The organism is Mannheimia haemolytica (genome assembly GCF_004342115.1).
GTDB lineage: Bacteria > Pseudomonadota > Gammaproteobacteria > Enterobacterales > Pasteurellaceae > Mannheimia > Mannheimia haemolytica.
Genome location: NZ_SMAC01000012.1, coordinates 19,589 through 36,725 on the forward strand (window position 1 = coordinate 19,589; position 17,137 = coordinate 36,725).

15 protein-coding genes are annotated in these 17,137 nt (G+C 41.7%); 4 read left to right on the forward strand and 11 right to left on the reverse strand.

The features are described 5' to 3' along the window. The first annotated feature begins 109 nt into the window (after positions 1–109). The 3 genes from EDC41_RS05695 to EDC41_RS05705 all read left to right on the forward strand — a co-directional run bounded on the left by EDC41_RS05695 (position 110) and on the right by EDC41_RS05705 (position 2,699). Positions 110–1,006, forward strand: coding sequence for a homocysteine S-methyltransferase family protein (locus EDC41_RS05695; protein ID WP_006251729.1), 897 nt, complete (start codon positions 110–112; stop codon positions 1,004–1,006). A 9-nt stretch (positions 1,007–1,015) separates the two neighbouring features. Further along, the gene (locus EDC41_RS05700) at positions 1,016–2,425 is read left to right on the forward strand and encodes a basic amino acid/polyamine antiporter (RefSeq protein ID WP_006251728.1); all 1,410 of its coding nucleotides are present in this window, start codon (positions 1,016–1,018) and stop codon (positions 2,423–2,425) included. Between the two features lie 106 nt (positions 2,426–2,531). Continuing rightward, the gene (locus tag EDC41_RS05705; RefSeq protein WP_020824164.1) at positions 2,532–2,699 is read left to right on the forward strand and encodes a hypothetical protein; all 168 of its coding nucleotides are present in this window, start codon (positions 2,532–2,534) and stop codon (positions 2,697–2,699) included. 33 nt (positions 2,700–2,732) lie between these two features. Here EDC41_RS05705 and EDC41_RS05710 read toward each other — a convergent pair whose 3' ends face one another. From EDC41_RS05710 to trhP, 7 genes are all read right to left on the reverse strand, one after another. Next, positions 2,733–3,773, reverse strand: a complete 1,041-nt coding sequence (locus EDC41_RS05710; protein ID WP_115262485.1) for an IS481 family transposase — start codon at positions 3,771–3,773, stop codon at positions 2,733–2,735. 140 nt (positions 3,774–3,913) lie between these two features. Continuing rightward, positions 3,914–5,110 carry an N-acetylmuramoyl-L-alanine amidase gene (locus tag EDC41_RS05720; RefSeq protein ID WP_006247844.1) on the reverse strand — a complete coding sequence of 399 codons (1,197 nt, stop codon included), beginning with the start codon at positions 5,108–5,110 and terminating at the stop codon, positions 3,914–3,916. A gap of 19 nt (positions 5,111–5,129) precedes the next feature. Then, positions 5,130–5,621 carry a tRNA (adenosine(37)-N6)-threonylcarbamoyltransferase complex ATPase subunit type 1 TsaE gene (gene tsaE, locus EDC41_RS05725; RefSeq protein WP_006251847.1) on the reverse strand — a complete coding sequence of 164 codons (492 nt, stop codon included), beginning with the start codon at positions 5,619–5,621 and terminating at the stop codon, positions 5,130–5,132. Beyond that, positions 5,621–6,175: an oligoribonuclease gene (gene orn / locus EDC41_RS05730; protein WP_006247846.1), complete on the reverse strand. Its 555-nt coding sequence runs from the start codon at positions 6,173–6,175 to the stop codon at positions 5,621–5,623. Before orn ends, tsaE begins: the two co-directional genes overlap by 1 nt. A gap of 9 nt (positions 6,176–6,184) precedes the next feature. After that, positions 6,185–6,664, reverse strand: a complete 480-nt coding sequence (gene coaD, locus EDC41_RS05735; protein ID WP_006247847.1) for a pantetheine-phosphate adenylyltransferase — start codon at positions 6,662–6,664, stop codon at positions 6,185–6,187. 1 nt (position 6,665) lies between these two features. Continuing rightward, on the reverse strand, positions 6,666–7,946 hold the full coding sequence (gene waaA, locus EDC41_RS05740) for a lipid IV(A) 3-deoxy-D-manno-octulosonic acid transferase (protein WP_006251846.1): 1,281 nt from the start codon (positions 7,944–7,946) through the stop codon (positions 6,666–6,668). 279 nt (positions 7,947–8,225) lie between these two features. Next, positions 8,226–9,605 carry a prephenate-dependent tRNA uridine(34) hydroxylase TrhP gene (trhP, locus tag EDC41_RS05745; RefSeq protein WP_006247849.1) on the reverse strand — a complete coding sequence of 460 codons (1,380 nt, stop codon included), beginning with the start codon at positions 9,603–9,605 and terminating at the stop codon, positions 8,226–8,228. 127 nt (positions 9,606–9,732) lie between these two features. Between trhP and EDC41_RS05750 the strand changes: the two genes are divergently transcribed. Next, a complete protein-coding gene (locus tag EDC41_RS05750) occupies positions 9,733–10,104 on the forward strand; it encodes a cytochrome b562 (protein ID WP_020824165.1) in 372 nt (123 codons plus the stop codon). Positions 10,105–10,142: 38 nt separating this feature from the next. Here the strand turns inward: EDC41_RS05750 and dnaE are convergent, their stop codons facing one another. From dnaE to EDC41_RS05770, 4 genes are all read right to left on the reverse strand, one after another. After that, positions 10,143–13,619, reverse strand: a complete 3,477-nt coding sequence (gene dnaE / locus EDC41_RS05755) for a DNA polymerase III subunit alpha (RefSeq protein WP_006251844.1) — start codon at positions 13,617–13,619, stop codon at positions 10,143–10,145. 225 nt (positions 13,620–13,844) lie between these two features. Continuing rightward, positions 13,845–14,942 carry an LPS export ABC transporter permease LptG gene (lptG, locus tag EDC41_RS05760; protein WP_006251843.1) on the reverse strand — a complete coding sequence of 366 codons (1,098 nt, stop codon included), beginning with the start codon at positions 14,940–14,942 and terminating at the stop codon, positions 13,845–13,847. Continuing rightward, a complete protein-coding gene (lptF, locus tag EDC41_RS05765) occupies positions 14,942–16,051 on the reverse strand; it encodes an LPS export ABC transporter permease LptF (protein WP_006247853.1) in 1,110 nt (369 codons plus the stop codon). The genes lptG and lptF overlap by 1 nt, the downstream gene beginning before the upstream one ends. Positions 16,052–16,224: 173 nt before the next feature. Then, complete coding sequence (locus tag EDC41_RS05770) at positions 16,225–17,025, reverse strand: hypothetical protein (RefSeq protein ID WP_020824166.1); 801 nt, start codon at positions 17,023–17,025, stop codon at positions 16,225–16,227. Between the last annotated feature and the right edge of the window lie 112 nt (positions 17,026–17,137).

Here is a 17,137-nt window from a genome sequence, read left to right on the forward strand (position 1 = left end):
TGCAAGCGGTCATTTTTCTTGAAATTTTTACTTTTCCCTTCACAAAATACTTTCGCTCTTTTACAAAGCATAGTATTTTTATCGCTCCTTTTATCTTACAGGAAATACTATGCAAATTACGATTTTAGACGGCGGAATTAGCCGTGAATTAATGCGTCGCAATGCTCCATTTCATCAGCCTGAATGGTCTGCTGCCGCTTTGTATGAAGGCCCACATTTTGTGCAAGCGGTACACGAAGATTTTATCGCTCACGGGGCAGAAGTGATTACTACCGACAGCTATGCGGTTGTGCCGTTTCACATTGGCGAAAAACGCTTTGCGGCAGACGGCAAAATGCTTGCCGATTTAGCCGGTCGCCTTGCCAAACAAGCGGTCAAAAATTCGGAAAATTTCGCAACTCAAATTGCAGGCTCACTTCCACCAATGTTTGGCTCTTACCGTGCCGATTTAATTCAAATGGAACGCTTTGCTGAAGTCGCTCAGCCTTTAATTGACGGGCTTTCGCCTTATGTGGATATTTGGCTTTGCGAAACCCAAAGTGCGATTATTGAGCCGATTTCCATCAAAGCATTATTGCCGAAAGACAACCGCCCGCTTTGGGTCTCTTTTACCCTCACCGATGATGAACCAACCACCGAGCCACAACTTCGCTCGGGCGAAAGCGTTAAACAAGCAGTCGAAGAAATGGTGAAGTTAGGCGTGCAAGCGATTTTATTTAACTGCTGTCAGCCTGAAGTGATCGGCGAGGCATTAAGTGTAACCCAAAAAACTTTAGCCGAATTAAAAGCTACCCATATTCGCACAGGAGCTTATGCCAACGCCTTTGCTCCACAACCAAAAGATGCCACCGCCAATGACGGTTTAGATGAAGTTCGCCAAGATTTAACCCTGGAGGCTTATTTAGGCTGGGCAAAAAAATGGACGGAACAAGGGGCAACTATTATCGGTGGCTGCTGCGGCATTGGGGTTGAGTATATTGAAACGCTGGCAAAAAATTTAAAATAAGGAAATCGAATGTCAAATAAAAAAATAGGATTAATTTCACTCACCGCCTTAGTGCTAAGCTCAATGATTGGCTCGGGGATTTTCAGCTTACCGCAAAATATGGCAGCCGTTGCCGGAGCAGAAGCCATTACCATTGGCTGGCTGATTACCGGTGTCGGCATTATCTTTTTAGGTTTATCGTTTTTCTTTATTTCCCGCTTGCGTCCGGATTTAGACGGTGGCATTTACACCTACGCACGGGAGGGTTTTGGCGAGCTGATGGGCTTTATGTCAGCGTGGGGCTATTGGCTCTGTGCCACCATTGGGATTGTAGGATACCTCACCGTTGCTTTTGAAGGTTTGGGTGTATTTACCGACAACCCGAACACCGTGATTTTCGGGCAAGGTAACACCCTCGCCTCTTTTATTGGATCTTCAATCATTGTGTGGCTGGTTCACGCCCTCATCGCAGGCGGTATCAAAGAAGCTGCCTTTGTAAACTTAATTGCCACTTTTGTGAAAGTCGCTCCGCTCATTCTGTTTATCGGGTTAGGCATTTGGTATTTCGATGTGGATCTGTTTAATAGCGATGTTAAAGCCACCGCACTTAATAATAGTGTAGGCGACCAAGTGAAAAGCACAATGTTAATCACCTTATGGGTATTTACCGGTGTGGAAGGGGCTTCTGTGCTTTCGGCTCACGCGAAAAAGCGTTCTGACGTGGGCCTGGCAACCGTATTAGGTATTATTATTGCACTTGCTCTTTATGTGGCAATTACCATTCTTTCACTCGGAATTCTGCCACGGGAAACTATTGCCAATATGGCAAATCCGTCAATGGGGCCGTTGCTCGATGCAATGATGGGCCCAACCGGCAAAGTGATTATTACTGCTTGTTTAATTGTATCGGTGCTTGCCTCTTACATTAGCTGGACGATGTATTCGGCAGAAGTGCCTTATCGTGGCTCAAAAAACGGGGCTTTCCCGAAAATTTTAGACAAAGTGAATAAAAACGGCACGCCGATTAACTCACTCTGGTTTACCGGCTTTATCGTGCAATTTTGCTTGGTGTTGGTGTTTGTTTTTGAGCAAAGCTATAACACCTTATTGCTGATTTCCACCTCGATGATTTTAATTCCCTATTTCTTAATCGGGGCTTATTTATTCAAATTAGCGATTCAAACCAACGCCACTTGGTACATTAAACTCACCGGCTTTATGGCAGCCCTTTACGGATTATGGATTGTCTATGCCGCAGGACTAGAATATTTGCTGCTTTCGGTGGTGCTTTATGTACCCGGAATTTTACTCTTCCTCTACTCCAACTATAAATTCAACGGCAGATTAACCCTTTCAACCGCTGAAAAGGTCATCTTAATCGTGCTACTGGTAATTTTTGGCTATGCCGTGATTGAGCTGCCAGCACTATTAGCAGCATAATTCCCATCAAAAATGACCGCTTGCAAGCGGTTATTTTTCTAGGATCTTTTGCAAAGATTCATTAGAATAGAAAAAACGTCAATAATAAATAAAAAGAGGAGAAACAATGCAAACTTATCAACATAAAGCCCTTTGTCGGGTAAGAACCATTACCCTTTTTCTGAGTTTAACCAAAGATAAATTGCAGTGGGAAACGGCATTAAATGTGGCAAAAGCAGAATTTGATCTATTAGTTCCCGCTATTCAAACATGTAGAAGATCAAACCTAATCTGACAGTTCCCGTTTAAAATTATAGTGCCTGTCAGATTAATTTGAGCTTAAATGCTTTTCCGCCCAAATCCGTTTTCCATCAAGTAATGTTTCCATCGGTGTTCTGCCGCAGCACATTTTTCCTTGATGAGTTCGATGATGATTATAATACATTAACCATTCATCTAAATCCGCTTGTAATGTCGCTAAATCCATATAAATTGTCTTCCTAAATACGACTTGGTAAAACTCTTGTAAAATCGTCTTATGGAAGCGTTCGCAGATACCATTCGTCTGGGGATGCTTCACTTTCGTTTTCGTATGCCCTATGTCATTTATCGCTAAATAAAGCTCATAATCGTGATTTTCCACCTTGCCACAGTACTCACTGCCTCGGTCGGTAAGAATACGCAACATCGGTAATCCTTGGGACTCAAAGAACGGTAGGACTTTATCATTGAGCATATCTGCTGCACTAATTGCTGTCTTCATCGTATACAGTTTTGCAAATGCGACTTTACTATAAGTATCAATAAAGGTCTGTTGATAAATGCGTCCAACCCCCTTAAGATTCCCCACATAGAAGGTATCTTGTGAACCTAGATAGCCCGGATGAGCCGTTTCAATTTCGCCACAAGCCACATCGTCTTCTTTTTTACGCTCCAAGGCTTGAACTTGGTTTTCACTCAGAATAATGCCTTTCTCAGCCACTGCTTTTTCTAACGCATTTAAACGCTGTTTAAAGTTAGCGAGATTATGGCGTAGCCAAATAGAACGCACACCACCTGCTGAAATAAAAATACCTTGTTTACGGAGTTCGTTACTGACTCGTACCTGCCCAAATGCCGGATTATCGAATGCAAACTTCACAACAGCTTGCTCTGTTGCCTCATCCACACGATTTTTTAGATTAGGAACACGCCGATTTTGATTAAGTAAGGCATCCACCCCACCTTGCTCAACTGCTTGTTGATAGCGATAGAATGTATCTCGACTCATCCCCATCACCTTACAGGCTTGAGAGATATTGCCCAGTTCTTCTGCTAAATTTAATAAACCGGTCTTGTGTTTAATAAGGGGATTGTTAGAATAAAACATGAGAGTTTCCTTTTTTGTTTAGATTGAATTTGGACACTCATATTCTAAACGGGAAACTCTCACTTTTTAGAGTGAATTGTCAGATCAAGTCTGATCTTCTACAAATAAAGGCTGATGGATATTTCCATCAGCCTTTCAATTTACTTCACCTTCAATTTTTTACCTACCGTGATCTGATAATTTTTCAAATTATTCAGCTCACTGATTTTTTGCGGCGTAGTACCGTAAGCTCTAGCAATCGAGTAAACCGTTTCATCTTGTTGGACAATATGGTAGCCACTGTTAGACACCTTAATTTCTCTTTGAGAGTCTGATTTTTTAGACTGATTTTTTTGATCTTTCTCAAGAGCTGTTTTTTCTTTTAGTTGCTGCTCTTTTTTCTTATTGGTTTTAGCCGAATCTTCTTTTTTATCCTCTTTTTTGCTCTTTTCTTTCAATTTTGTCTTATCTGATTGCGTATTCTTCTCTTGTTTCTCAGAAGCAGGCTTTTTAGTTAAATCAGCTTTAGCAGTTTTTTCCTCTTTCTTATTTTGCTTATCTTCTTTGTCCGATTTTTTACTGACCGAAGAACTAGCAACTGCATTTTTTGCCCGATAAGCGACTAATCCATTATAAATGGCCCGAGCAACTTGTTTACGATAATTTGCACTGGCTAGCTTTGCTTCCTCGGTTGAATTAGATAAAAATCCCGTTTCCACCAATACAGATGGAATATCAGGTGAACGCAGAACACTTAAGCTTGCGTGCTGAGGAGACGATTTTGCTAATGCAGCCACATTTGACATTTTAGCTAAAATGCTCTTGCCTAATTCATAGCCGGCACGTTGAGAGTGAGAGAACTGTAAATCAAGCACTGTTTGATTTAAATAACGTTCATTGTTGCTTGAAAGCACCGAACCAGCCCCGCCAAGTAATTCCGACTGCTTCTCGTGGTCTTCCAACCATTTACCCATTTCATCGCTAGCACGGCTATTAGAAAGTACCCAAACCGAAGCCCCTTTCAAGGAATCGCCACGAGGCGAAGAGTCTGCGTGAATAGAAACCAGCAGATCGGCACGATGCTTACGGGCAATCTCGGTACGTTGCGGTAATTGGATAAAATAATCTCCCGAGCGTGTCATCACTGCTTTAAAATTAGGATCGGCATCTAACAAGGCTTTTAGCTCTTTAGAAATTGCGAGGGTAACGCTTTTTTCCAAAATCCCCAGATTTTTACCAATAGCCCCCGGATCTTTTCCCCCGTGTCCGGCATCAATCGCCACAATGGTTTTGGCAAATGTGGAAAAACTGAATAAACTCAATGTGCTAAAAACAATAAATCTGATAACTTGCTTCATTACCTTCCCTACAAGCGGTCTATTTTTGATGAAAATTTATTAATATATCTACTGCAGTTTGATTTTGCGGCAACAGGCTAATCTGCCGTCCGTCATTCTTATAATCAATTTGGATCACAAAATCAGCCTCTGGAATCATTCCTTTACCTTTAACTGCCCATTCAAGCAAACAAAGCGTTTGTGGTTTGAAATAATCACGAATTCCCATAAACTCCAGCTCTTCAGGATCGGCTAAGCGATACAAATCAAAATGGTAAAGGCTGAAAGGCGGAAGTTGGTATTCTTCCACCAGAGTATAAGTTGGGCTTTTTACATTGCCTTGATGCCCGAAAGCCCGTACGATCGAGCGAGTTAAGGTGGTTTTACCTGCCCCAAGTTCGCCGTTTAGGTAAACAACCAGCGAATGAGCTTGGTCTTGCAATAAATATTTCTTAAGTTCTAACGCGAATGATTGACCAAATTCCAGCAATTTAGTTTCATCTTCGCAGTAAAAAGAGAGAGAATCTGTCATTATTTTTGGTCTAGCTGAATAAAATGTTCCCGATAAAATTTCAATTCGTTAATGGATTCACGAATATCGTCCAACGCTAAATGCGTATTGCCTTTACTGAATTTATCTAAAATCTCCGGTTTCCAACGGCGTGCCAGCTCTTTTAAAGTACTCACATCTAAGTGGCGATAATGGAAATAATCGGCTAAATCAGGCATATATTTATACAAAAAACGTTTATCTTGAGCAATGCTGTTGCCACAAATCGGAGAAGCGCCTTTTGGCACCCAGCGTTTTAAGAAGTCTAAAGTTTGCAACTCTGCTGCCCGTTCAGTCAATTTGCTCGCTTTCACTCGTTCAATCAGCCCGTTAGCGGTATGGGTTTTGACGCACCAATCACTCATTTTCTCTAATAAATCATCGGTTTGGTGTACCGCAAGTACCGGTCCTTCCGCTAAAATATTTAAATCCTTATCGGTCACAATGGTGGCGATTTCAATAATGCGTTCTTTTTCCGGATCTAACCCTGTCATTTCAAGATCGATCCAAATTAAATTTTGTTCGTTTTGAGCCATTTTATTTCCTTACACTTTTGCAATTTTTAGGGCATTTTTGACCGCTTGCGGCACAAATTGGCTGATGTCACCATTGTGGCGATAGATTTCCCTTACCATCGTTGAAGAAAGGTAACGCCATTCTATTGAAGGGGGGAAAAAAATAGTTTCTAAATCGCCCGATAATTTGTAATTTAACTGAGCGAGTTGGATTTCATAGTCAATATCATCTGCCCCACGAATACCACGGATTAACGCTTTGGCATTCTGCTGTTTGGCAAAGTCTGCTAACAATCCACTAAAGCCAATCACCTCAATATTTTGCCACTGGGTACAGCTTTGTTTAACAAGCTCCACTCGTTCTTCAAGACTAAAAAGCGGCTGCTTGCTTGGGTTTTGAGCAACGGCAACAATCACTTTTCCAAATAAGTGAGAGGCTTTGCAAATTATGTCCAAATGCCCATTGGTAATGGGATCAAAGGTGCCTGCATAAATTACGTTATAACTCATTTTATTTCTCTAAATAGGAGGCTAATAAATCCAAATGGCGTTTTAATGCCCCTTGATTTTCCTGTAACACGCTTAAGCCGGATTTTGCAATTTCTTGTCCGATTTGGGGCTGCTTAAGCAATAATTGAATGCTCTCGGTCAAAGCCTCGACTGAACTTTCAATTTCAATCACGCCTTTCACCTCACGCAATTTCTCAAAGATTTCAGGGAAATTATAGGTGTAAAGCCCAGAAACCACCGGAATATTAAAAGCGATTGGTTCAAGTGGATTATGCCCACCGTGTTTGACCAAACTGCCTCCTACAAAAGCAATGTCAGACAACCCATACAGTAACATCATTTCCCCCATTGTATCACCTAACATTACTTGAGTATTTTGGCTTAACGTTTTATTCTCAGTACGTTTTACATAATTTAAATCTGATTTTTGAATCAGTAGCTCAACTAAACCAAAACGCTCCGGATGGCGAGGCACTAAAATCAACACTAAATTCGGGTAATGCTCTAATAAGAGTTTATGAGCATCTAAAATCAGCTTCTCTTCCCCTTCGTGAGTACTGCCGGCAATCCAAATCGGTCTCTCTGTTAAATTCAGACTAGCTTTAGTTTTAATCACCGATTGATGAAGCTGTGGCGTAATTTCTAAATCAAATTTCAGGTTACCGGTATTAACCATTTTTGCCGGTGCATAACCGAGTGCTAAATAGCGATCTCGGCTTACCTCATCTTGAGCCATAATCAGACTAATTTGGTTGAGCATATCCTTAATGCTACCTTTTACCCAGCCATAACGCTTCGCAGAACGTGGCGATAAGCGGGCATTGGCAATCACAAATGGAATTTTACGAATATTTACTTTACGAATTAAATTCGGCCAAAGTTCGGTTTCAATTACAATCATCAATTTCGGATCGATAAAATTCAAAAACCGCTCGATAGCATCAGGTAAGTCATAAGGCAAATAAAAATGTGAAACACTATTACCAAAAGCAGCTTGCACACGCCCAGAGCCTGTTGGCGTTACCGTTGTGACTATCAACGGAAGTTCAGGATATTGCTTGCTGACTGCCTTAATCAAAGGCGTTGCAGCAATCACCTCACCAACCGATGCCGCATGGATTACCACCCCTTTTGCTTTCGGTTTTTCCGATTCGTCATAAATCCCATAACGCTCCCATAAACGTTTCCGATAAGCCGGTTGTTTACGCCCTTTGTACCACATTAATAGCAGAACCACAGGCTGTAATAGATAACTTAAACAAATATAGAGTAAACGTAGCATTTATTTTCCTTATACCATAACCCTCGCCTCTTGTGGGAGAGGGGGAATATTGCAAACTGTTACAAAAAAACGACCGCTTGCCCTCTCTCTGATAAAATTGCTGAACACAATTTTATCGGTCTCTCTCCCACAAGGGGAGAGAGTCAAATACGCCAATAAATCGTTCCTCTCTTGTTCGAGAGGGGGGAACAAGCGGTTATTTTTACCAAAAATTTTGCAATCTATATCCTCAAAGACAAAACCACGGAATAACCTTAATCCGTGGTTTATCTCGCATCATTACGCTTGATGTGGATTGCGGGTATTCGTATTCACTAAGTTACGCATTAAAAGTGCAAAATCCAACTCAATATCTGCCGGCACATCTAAAAAGACAAAATGCCCGTCACCGAGTGCTGCGTCCACATTTTCATTTTTGCGGTTAAGCATACGCTCGATTTTAAATACAATGTTGCCTTTAGGGGTCATCATTTCCACTGAATCGCCCACTAAGAATTTGTTTTTCACTGCCACTTCCGCCAAGCCTTCTGCATTGCGTTTGCCGGTAAATTCGCCCACAAATTGTTGGCGTTCTGAAATCGAATAGCCATATTCATAGTTTTGGTATTCATCGTGAGTATGACGACGTAAGAAGCCCTCTGTATAACCACGGTGTGCAAGGCTTTCAAGAGTATCCATTAAACTTTCGTCAAACGGTTTACCGGCAGCGGCATCATCAATCGCCTTACGATACACCTGAGCCGTTCTCGCACAGTAATAGAACGATTTCGTACGCCCCTCAATTTTCAGTGAATGCACCCCCATTTGAGTTAAACGCTCAACGTGTTGTACTGCACGCAGATCTTTAGAGTTCATAAAATAGGTGCCGTGTTCATCTTCAAAGGCGGTCATTTGCTCATCAGGGCGTTGTGATTCTGTATAAAGGAACACTTTATCTGTTGCTTCGCCATTACCTAGAGTAGGAGCCACATTTTTGACTTCAATTTCCGGCTCATACTTAGGCACAATTTGCCCTACCTCATCAATCTTACCTTCTTCCATTTTATATTCCCAACGGCAAGCATTGGTGCAAGTGCCTTGGTTTGGGTCACGCTTATTGATATAGCCTGAAAGCAAGCAGCGACCTGAATATGCCATACACAAAGCACCGTGAACGAAGATCTCAAGCTCCATATCCGGCACTTGTTCACGAATTTCTTCGATCTCTTCGAGTGATAATTCACGGGATAAAATCACACGGGTTAGCCCCATTTGACGCCAGAATTTCACCGTTGCCCAGTTTACCGCATTGGCTTGCACCGAAAGATGAATATCCATTTCAGGGAAATTTTCACGCACCAACATAATTAAGCCCGGATCAGACATAATCAAAGCGTCCGGCTTCATATCCACTACCACTTTTAGATCTTTGATGAAGGTTTTTAATTTTGAGTTGTGTGGCGCAATGTTTACCACCACATAGAATTTTTTTCCTAAGGCGTGGGCTTCATCAATCGCAACTTTTAAATTGGCGTGGTTAAATTCATTATTACGCACACGCAAGCTATAACGGGGCTGTCCTGCATAAATCGCATCGGCACCATAAGCAAAAGCGTAACGCATATTTTTTAAAGAACCTGCAGGCGAAAGTAGCTCAGGTTTGGCATATTTTAAAGTCATATTATTCTCTTTTCTGATAACAAGTCAGGACTTCTCGACGTGAGAAGCGTAAGCGGTATATTTTCTAAGAAATATTGCGTGATGGCAAGCTAATCCATTACAATCCGATTTTTATGTGGGGAAAAATATGAAACTTAAATACCTTTTAGCAACAATATTACTGGCTTTTTCAACATTTACCGTCGCTCAAAGCATCAAGACGGAGATGATGCAAATGAATATGCAAGCGAATAAATTGATGCGTGCCGAATCGGCAGAAGAGTTTAGCGAAATTGCGAATGATTTCATTATAATTACCGAGAAAACCAAAGGGATTTTTCCCAATAGCGTAGAAGGCGATAAAGCAGCTCAGGAAGATTACCAAGCCGGTATGCAAAAATTAATTGATATGGTTAATCAAGCCATTGAGAAAGCTCAAGCAGGTGAATTGCAAGAAGCAAAAATGCTGATTTCCGAGCTTGAAATGATCAAGCGTGAATATCACAAAAAATACAAATAATTCAACACATTAAAAGGGTGAGCTAAAGCTCACCCTTTCTATTCAAATTCCAGTTCAACCGAATTCTCACCAAGAAGTGCCTTTAATTCGCTAAACATTGCCTCATTCGGGCTGATTCGCCACTCTACTCCGCCTTTGAGCAATACCCTACCTTCCGGGCTTTGGTAATAAAAATGCAGCGGTAAAGTGCCTTCTTTATGTGGGGTGATGATAGCGGTCATTTTTTTAATAAAATCTGCAGAAAGTTGCTCTTTGCTAATCGCTAACGCTAAACTTTTGGCAAATCGACCCCTTGCTTCATCAAGGGATAACACTTCTCGAGCCGACATTTTCAGTCCACCGCTGAAATCATCAAACTGTACCGAACCTGTTGCCACAATAATTTGGTCTTGTTGCATCAAATGCCCGAAATTTTCTAAGGCTTCCGAGAAAAGGGTAATGTCCAATTTCCCCGAGCGATCTTCAATAGTCGCAATCCCAATACGGCTTCCTCGCTTGGTAACTGCCACTCGAGATGCCATAACAATTCCTGAAACCGTGGTCATTTGCCCTCGGAAAGTCGGTTGCAATTCATTCAGCCGATTAGGGGCATAGTGGGATAATTCTTTGAGGAATCTACCAATCGGGTGTCCGCTTAAATACAGCCCGAGCGTGGCACGCTCTCCATCTAAAATCACTTGCTCCGACCATTTTGGCGTATTGGCGTAAGCATTTTGCACTTCTTCCGGTGTCTCGGTAAGCACGCCAAACATATCGCTCTGCCCGAGTTCCTCCATTTTAGCGTGCTGATCTGAGGCTTTAAGTGCATCTTCCAAATTCTTCATCAAGGCAGCTCGGTGAGGGCCTAATTTGTCAAAAGCACCGGACATAATCAGGCTTTCAAAGGTGCGGCGGTTGATTTTTTTCAGATCGACCCGAGCGGTTAAATCAAATAGATCTTTAAATTTCCCCTCTTTTTGGCGAGCTGCCAGAATTGCCTCAATCGGTCCTTCCCCAACGCCTTTAATTGCTCCTAGCCCGTAAACAATTTCGCCTTTTTCATTTACGCTAAAACGATGTTTACCGCTGTTTACATCAGGCGGCACAACGGTTAAGCCCATATTCATACACTCATCGTAGAACCCGACAATTTTATCGGTATTATCCATCTCTGAGGTCATTACCGCAGCCATAAATTCTGCCGGATAATGGGCTTTTAGCCAAAGTGTTTGGTAAGAAACCAACGCATAAGCTGCTGAGTGAGATTTATTAAAGCCGTAGCCGGCAAACTTTTCTACCAAGTCAAAAATTTGACCGGCAAGTTTACCGTCAATCCCTTTGGCTTCCGCCCCTTTTTCAAACACTTCACGCTGTGCAGCCATTTCCTCCGGTTTCTTCTTACCCATTGCACGGCGGAGTAAGTCCGCTCCACCGAGTGTATAACCGGCAAGCTCTTGTGCAATTTGCATAACCTGTTCTTGGTAAACAATGACCCCATAAGTCGGCTCGAGAATAGGTTTTAAGCATTCGTGTTGGTATTGCGGATCAGGATAAGAAACCTCTTCTTTGCCGTGTTTACGGTCAATAAAGTTCTGCACCATACCTGATTCCAGCGGCCCTGGGCGGAATAGTGCCACCAATGCGATAATATCTTCAAAACAGTCCGGCTTCAGGCGAGAAATTAAGTCTTTCATTCCCCGTGATTCAAGCTGGAATACTGCTGTAGTTTTAGCTGCCAGCAACAGAGCAAAGGATTTTTTATCATCAAGCGAAATGGTTTCAATCCGAATCGGCTCTTTGCCTTCACGAGCCAAACGTTCGTTAATCATCTCCAACGCCCATTTGATGATGGTGAGCGTACGCAAGCCTAAGAAGTCAAACTTCACCAATCCTGCATATTCCACGTCATTTTTATCAAAATGGGTAACCGGGTGTAAGCCCTCGCTATCGCAATAAAGCGGCGAAAAATCGGTAATCGCAGTTGGGGCGATCACCACACCACCAGCGTGTTTACCTGCATTACGAGTTACACCTTCGAGCTTACGAGCCATATCAATAAGGTCTTTCACCTCTTCATCGGCTTCATATAGCTCAGGCAATTTTGGCTCAGCGGCAAAGGCTTTTTCAAGCGTCATTCCTGGATCGGGCGGAATGAGTTTGGAGATGCGATCCACAAAGCTATAGGGGTGTCCAAGCACTCGCCCTACATCTCGAATGACCGCTTTCGCCGCCATAGTACCGAATGTGATAATTTGCGATACCGCTTGTCGCCCGTAGGTTTCCGCAACGTGTTCAATCACACGGTCTCGCCCGTCCATACAGAAATCAACGTCAAAATCGGGCATTGAAACACGCTCAGGGTTGAGAAAACGCTCAAAAAGCAAATCAAATTCCAATGGGTCAAGATCGGTAATCTTCAACGCATAAGCCACCAATGAGCCTGCCCCTGAGCCACGACCCGGTCCTACCGGAATATCATTATCTTTGGACCATTGGATAAACTCCATCACGATCAAAAAGTAACCCGGGAACCCCATTTGGTTGATCACATCTAATTCAACTTGCAATCTTTCGTCATAAACCGACCGCTTGTTCGCCCTTTCCTCAGGATCAGGGAATAGAAACTCTAAACGCTCTTCTAAGCCTTCTTTCGATTTTTTTACCAAGAAATCTTCGGTGGAAAGCTCACCGGTCGGGAAATTTGGCAGGAAATACTCGCCCAAACGCACGGTAACCGAACAGCGTTTCGCAATTTCAACCGTGTTTGCCAATGCACTCGGTAAATCGGCAAACAGCTTGCACATTTCCTCTTCAGTACGGAAATATTGTTTCGGTGAGTATTTTTTCGGGCGTTTCGGGTCGTCTAGGGTGTAGCTGTCGTGAATGGCAACCCGAATTTCGTGTGCGTCAAAGTCATCTTCTTTCAAGAAGACAACATCATTTACCGCCACTAACGGAATTGCATTTTTTTGTGAAAATTCGACCGCTTGTTTGATATAGCGTTCTTCGTCTGCCCGTCCGGTACGGCAAACGGAAAGGTAAAAATGATTCGGGTAATATTGCTGATAAAAAGCCACTTTTTCTTCAGCTTCTTGTCGGTTTTCTTTGAGTAAGGCTTTACCCACATCGCCCATTCGCCCGCCCGAAAGAATGATAATGCCTTCATTCAACTCTGCCAGCCATTCACGTTCCACCATCGGAAATTCAATATAGCCTTGCTGATAGGCCTTAGACAAAATTTGGGTAATGTTATGGTAGCCTTTATTGTTCTTTGCAAGTAATGTCAGTTCAAAATAATCTTCACTGCCTGCCTCGGTTCTCACATAAACATCCGCCCCGATAATCGGCTTAATTCCAGCTCCCAATGCTTCGCCATAAAATTTCACCAACCCGCAAAAATTAGTAAAATCCGTCAAGCCCATCGCCACCATATTATTGGCAACCGCCGTTTTGACTAACGATTTAACCTTAGCTAAACCATTAATCATTGAGAAATCACTGTGAACTTTTAAATGAACGAAACGACAATCTGACATAGGAATATAATCTAAGTAAAGCAGTTCCCCTCTTTAGTAAAGACTGTCAGGTTCTAAAAAGTGAAGCCTGCTGTGAATAAAATCCCGTTGGGCGAATGTTATTCGCCCCTACAAACGAGCATTATTCTTGCTCAGAGTTACATTTAAAATCCGAATGTAGGGGCGAATTACATTCGCCCTTTCAGAACCTGACAACCCTGCTTTATCTAAAGAGGGGAGTAAAAATTAATCACGTTTTTTGCTTAACAGCCACCAAACGATGATCAAACAGAGTAGGCTTGGAATTAATGCTCCAACCGGTACAGGTAACCAAGTGGCAATTAAGCTTAAATTGCCAAACACAATATTTGCCACATAGAACATAAAGCCGGCAACAATACCAATCACAATTTTCGCCCCCATCGTACTACTACGAAGCGGCCCGAAAATAAAGGAGATCGCAAGTAGCATCATCACCGCCATTGAGATTGGTTGGAATACTTTTCGCCAGAAGGTGATCTCAAAACGTTTTGGATCTTGTCCGGTATCTTTTAAGAAGCCGACATAATCTGCCAAGCCTGAAATCGAGAGCGACTCCGGTTTGAGTGAAACAATGCCTAATTTGCTAGGGGTTAAACTGGTTTGCCAAACTTGATCCGGCTGTTTAGCTTGCTGGATCTGATTTTCTCCCACAGTCGATTTTTCCACTTTAGACAACACCCAGCCTTTTTCATCGCTGTAATTCGCAGTACCGGCTTTTAAAACGGATTGCAATTCACGTTTGTTTTGTCCTTCGCCGAATTGATAAATCAGTACGTTATCTAAGCTTTTTTCATTTTTAATATGATTGATATAGATAAATGAATTGCCATCTTTCGCCCAAAACCCGTCTTTTGTCGCAAGCATTGAGCCACCGCTTTGAGCAATCGAACGCATATTACGGGCAAATTGCTCGGTTTGTGGCACGCCCCATTCGCCAATAATCATAGTAAAAAGTACCAGCGGTAAGGCAGTTTTCATCACGGCTAAACCAATGCGGAAACGGGAAAAACCGGAGGCTTGCATCACCACCAATTCACTGCGGCTCGCAAGGTTGCCTAAACCGAGTAATGAGCCAAGTAATGCCGCAATCGGGAAAAAGGTTTCGATATCTCGTGGAATAGTTAAAAAAGTATAGTATGCCGCTTTTAAGCCATCGTAAGAGCCACGCCCTACATCACGAAACTCTTCCACAAATTTAATAATCGCCCCAAGCCCAATCAACATAAACAGGGTTAAAAAAATCGCGGATAAAATCGTTTTGCCGATGTAGCGTTCTAAAATATTCATTGAGAAAAATTGCATTATGCCACCGCCTTATTGGTTAATTTTTTTGCACCAAATTGATAGCGTAACTTAGACATAAATTTACTATCCCACGCATTTAAAATAACACCTAAAACTAAAAAGGCAACTGATACCAACGGCATTAACACTTCCGCATTCAACTTGCCTGATGCCCCTGACGATTTCAGCGAGCTTTGTAGTAAGAAATAGATTAAATAAAGCAATAACGCCGGCAGTAGTTTAGCAAAACGCCCTTGACGAGGGTTTACACTACTCATTGGCACCGCTAATAATGCCATTAACGGTACAGCTAAAATCAAAGCAAGCCGCCAATGAAGCTCGGCTTTTGCTTCCGGCGTTTTGGTTTCCATTAATTTCTTGAAATCGGCTCGTTGCACTAATTTCTCATCAGATTCAACGTCTTGATAGCCTAAATAAGCAGAATAATTCTCAAAATGTGAAATACGGAAATCGGCACTTTGTGGTGTACCTTCAAAACGCTTGCTCTCTGCCAAGGTTAAGACTTGATCACCATTTGGCAAACCTTGCAACGTGCCGGATTCAGCAACAACCACTGAAGGTTTGTTTTTCTTCTGCTGTTCCGGCTGGAAAACGTAGATATCATTTAGACTGTTATTTTCAATTTTATCAATAAATAACACATAGCCACCGGCAGACATAAATTGTCCGGCCGAAAGAGCCGCAAAACGTGGGTTGGCTTTCGCTTCCGCTAACATTTCACTCTGTTTATTAATTGCCCAAGGCGTAAGCCAAAACACGTTATAAACCGCTAATGCAGTGGTAAAAATCGAGAGAAACATCGCCACTTTAACCAATAGCCCTTGCCCGATACCACAAGCCCGCATTACGGTAATTTCACTTTCGGCATAAAACCGCCCGAGGGTTAATAACAAGGCGATAAACAGTGAGAGTGGCAGCATTAATTGTGCCATTGTCGGCATACCTAAGCCTAATAAGCTCACCACTAAATCTGCCGGTACTTTACCACTCACAGCAGAACTTAGAACACGCACTAATTGCTGACAAAAAAAGATCAGTAATAAGATAAACAATATCGCCAATTGGCTTTTAAATATCTCTTTGGTTAAATATCGGCTTAAGATCACGTTTTTTCTCTATAACATTTACAAATCTGAATACCGCTAAACACAAACGGTCTATTTTTGTTAATTTTTTGCAAAGAGCGCAAAATAACTTATTCGAATCGCTAATAATACCTTTTTCATACAAAAAAATCACCTATAGAAAATATCACGCACGGCAAAAGCGTGCGTAAGTATTATTGTTTTTTCGATTTTTTCGATGATGTTGCTTTATGAGCTTCAAGAATTAATTTCTTACCTTGGCTATCTTCAATTTCAATCTTAGGTGGTGCTTCCGTATTTTGATGAAGGATAGCTATAATATTTTCACCTTGTGCAATATCTTCAAAGTTTCCTTTCACACGTAACTTAGCCGCATCAACACTAGTGTCAAATACTAAGAATGTACCTAATGCGGTAACTCTAAGATTTTTAAGCCCTATATTGTCCTTCGTTACCGTTTTATATTGAGGTGCTTTTTTCCCTTTTGCAGCCATAATCTTCTCTTGATTAGTCGCAATATTAAGAATATTTTGAACTTTAGTCGCTTCTGCTGTAGATTGTGCCTGTTCTGTTAAATTTGGTTCTCCATCAAAAATAACATCCCCAACAAATTGCACCTCTTTAGGCTCATTTTGCAATAATGGTGCAACGTCTTTAGCTGAAACAACCAAAAATAACCGTTCACCTATTTTTTCAAAACGGACATCAATATTGGTTAATTGTGATTCAATTTGTTCATTAATTGTCTTGATCGCAGTTTCTGTCTCATTTTGAAGCGATATTTTACGTGTAATATCAACATCATAAGCAATAAAACCAACTTTTAAACGTTGTGATAACTGCTGAAGTAAATTGCCCACATTTCCATCATAAGAAAGACGTAACTTTGCCTGCTCATAGCGACTAATTTGAGCATCATCATTAGCGAAAATAGTGTTTTGAGTCCCTAAGCCGATTAGACCAACAACAAACGTTTTACCCCAAAAGCGCATCATTTTTATCTCCAATTATTCTCTTAAATCTAAAAAACTCTTTTAGTATAAAGTAAGCAAACTAAAAGAAAAACCAGTAAAATTATCTATACGACCGCAAAAAACATTTAATATT

Excerpts from the sequence above, each read along its gene's own strand:
- dnaE (WP_006251844.1), bottom strand. The coding sequence starts at position 13,619 with ATGTCAGATTGTCGTTTCGTTCATTTAAAAGTTCACAGTGATTTCTCA.
- EDC41_RS05720 (WP_006247844.1), bottom strand. The coding sequence starts at position 5,110 with ATGAAGCAAGTTATCAGATTTATTGTTTTTAGCACATTGAGTTTATTC.
- trhP (WP_006247849.1), bottom strand. The coding sequence starts at position 9,605 with ATGACTTTAAAATATGCCAAACCTGAGCTACTTTCGCCTGCAGGTTCT.
- EDC41_RS05695 (WP_006251729.1), top strand. The coding sequence starts at position 110 with ATGCAAATTACGATTTTAGACGGCGGAATTAGCCGTGAATTAATGCGT.
- EDC41_RS05770 (WP_020824166.1), bottom strand. The coding sequence starts at position 17,025 with ATGATGCGCTTTTGGGGTAAAACGTTTGTTGTTGGTCTAATCGGCTTA.
- EDC41_RS05710 (WP_115262485.1), bottom strand. The coding sequence starts at position 3,773 with ATGTTTTATTCTAACAATCCCCTTATTAAACACAAGACCGGTTTATTA.
- tsaE (WP_006251847.1), bottom strand. The coding sequence starts at position 5,621 with ATGACAGATTCTCTCTCTTTTTACTGCGAAGATGAAACTAAATTGCTG.
- orn (WP_006247846.1), bottom strand. The coding sequence starts at position 6,175 with ATGGCTCAAAACGAACAAAATTTAATTTGGATCGATCTTGAAATGACA.
- EDC41_RS05750 (WP_020824165.1), top strand. The coding sequence starts at position 9,733 with ATGAAACTTAAATACCTTTTAGCAACAATATTACTGGCTTTTTCAACA.
- EDC41_RS05700 (WP_006251728.1), top strand. The coding sequence starts at position 1,016 with ATGTCAAATAAAAAAATAGGATTAATTTCACTCACCGCCTTAGTGCTA.
- lptG (WP_006251843.1), bottom strand. The coding sequence starts at position 14,942 with ATGCAATTTTTCTCAATGAATATTTTAGAACGCTACATCGGCAAAACG.
- coaD (WP_006247847.1), bottom strand. The coding sequence starts at position 6,664 with ATGAGTTATAACGTAATTTATGCAGGCACCTTTGATCCCATTACCAAT.
- waaA (WP_006251846.1), bottom strand. The coding sequence starts at position 7,946 with ATGCTACGTTTACTCTATATTTGTTTAAGTTATCTATTACAGCCTGTG.
- EDC41_RS05705 (WP_020824164.1), top strand. The coding sequence starts at position 2,532 with ATGCAAACTTATCAACATAAAGCCCTTTGTCGGGTAAGAACCATTACC.